1 protein-coding gene is annotated in these 1,268 nt (G+C 70.1%); it reads right to left on the reverse strand.

What is annotated here, in order from left to right:
- The coding region (locus G6039_RS30125; RefSeq protein WP_043802306.1) for an MBL fold metallo-hydrolase at positions 1-1,268 on the reverse strand (1,268 nt) is incomplete at both ends.

Raw genomic sequence — 1,268 nt, forward strand, 5'->3', positions numbered from 1 at the left:
CCGGCGCAGTGCACCACGATCGGCTTGCCGGTCGGCACCTGCCCGAGCCGGGTCCGCAGCTGCGCCAACGGGATCGGCACCGCCCCCGGAATCACCCCGAACTCCCGTTCACCGGGATTACGGATGTCGACCAGCGTCACCGCATCGGCGGCGAGCAACTCGTCGAGCTGCGCGACGGTGGTCCGCGGCGCGGTCTGCACCAGATCCGCCAGCTCCGCCGGGAACACCCCGTCGTGATCGACGGTGAGATAACCGGCCGCGTTGTCCGACCCGATCCGGGCCAGCCGCACCGCCGCGTCCTGCTCCTCCCCCGGATAGGTGATCAACACGATCTTCTCCCCCACCTCGGCGACCATCCCGCCGGTCTCGGCGAACCGGCCGTCGAACCCGACGTTGACCGACCCGCGCAGATGCCCCGCCGCGAAATCGTCCACACCGCGCGCATCGAGCACCCGGGTCCCGGCGGCCAGCTCCGCCCGCACCCGCGCCGGGCTCAGCTCCGGGATGGTGCGCCCCCGATCGAGCAGCGGATGCACGCTCTTGTTCAACCCGGCATCGACCGAGAAGTAGGCCGGCGCGGCCGGCTGCCCCTCGGTGACCAACGCCACGAACGCCTCCTCGCTCATCGGCTGCACCGACGGATTGCTCACCCGCTGCTCCCCGATCGTCGAGGTCAGCTCCGTCGACAGGTTCTTCCCGCACGACGAGCCGGCACCGTGCGCGGGCAGCACCGTGACCGCATCGGGCAGGGTCAGCAGCTTCTCGTGCACCGTGTGGTACATCGCCCGCGCCAGATCCTCGGTCGACGAATCCCCCAGATTCACCAGGTCCGGGCGACCGACATCACCGATGAACAACGAATCCCCGGTCAGCACCGCGGCCGGGGTCGCCCCCGGATGCTCGCGCACCAGCACCGAGATCGACTCCCAGGTGTGCCCCGGGGTGGCCAGGATCTCGAGGTCCACCTCCCCGAGGGACAGGTGCTCCCCGTCGCGCAGCCGCCGGATCGGGTAGTCCGCCTCGGCGGCCTCCCCGAACCCGATCCACGCCCCGGTCGCCTCGAGCAGCTCCAGATGCCCGGAGACGAAATCCGCGTGGAAATGCGTGTTGATCACACCCTCGATGCGCAGCCCGTGCCGCGCGGCGTCGTCGAGGTACTCGGTGACATCGCGGCGCGGATCGACCACCACCGCCCGGCCGGTGCCCTCGTCACCGATCAGGTACGACGCGTGCGACAGGCACTCGATGTAGTACTGCTCGAGAATCAT

This window comes from Rhodococcus aetherivorans (assembly GCF_011058165.1).
In the GTDB taxonomy this organism is placed as follows: domain Bacteria; phylum Actinomycetota; class Actinomycetes; order Mycobacteriales; family Mycobacteriaceae; genus Rhodococcus; species Rhodococcus aetherivorans.